Here is a 474-nt window from a genome sequence, read left to right on the forward strand (position 1 = left end):
TGAGCCAGGATCAAACTCTCCATAATAGAGAACTTAAAAAGCTCATTTTGTTTTGCTGGCATCATCATTAAATGATGTCATAATTGTTTTGCTATCAGACTAACAAGTTAATCTGAAAAGCTATATTCTTAACGTTTTGCATGTTCAGTTTTCAATGTTCATGTTGCCTGCCGTTTTGTTTACCTCTTGGCGACTCCTACTATATTACTCTCTTCATTTAGATAAGTCAACACTTTTTCTAAAGTTTTTTAAAGTAATATCGAAATAGCTACAACGGAAGCTACCCCGGGTATTCCTAAGACTGCTACTACTGCACCCGTGAATAAATTAACAGGGATTGTATACCCAGCTAAACCTAACAGTAAATGTACACCGAATAACAGTAAAATAGAGAATCCTATCCGAAATAAGAAAATGGATAATCCTTCTACGATCCCAGAAAAAGATTTTCTAAACATAATAAGCAACAGCAAT

General features: G+C 34.4%; 1 protein-coding gene. It reads right to left on the reverse strand.

The window, feature by feature from the left end; translation table 11 throughout:
- Positions 1 to 248 precede the first annotated feature (248 nt).
- Positions 249 to 474, reverse strand: a 226-nt coding sequence (locus FG382_RS22505; protein ID WP_142541081.1) for a pro-sigmaK processing inhibitor BofA family protein, incomplete at its 5' end; no start/stop codon positions are given.

Origin of the sequence: Psychrobacillus lasiicapitis (assembly GCF_006861795.1) — a bacterium.
Lineage (GTDB): Bacteria > Bacillota > Bacilli > Bacillales_A > Planococcaceae > Psychrobacillus > Psychrobacillus lasiicapitis.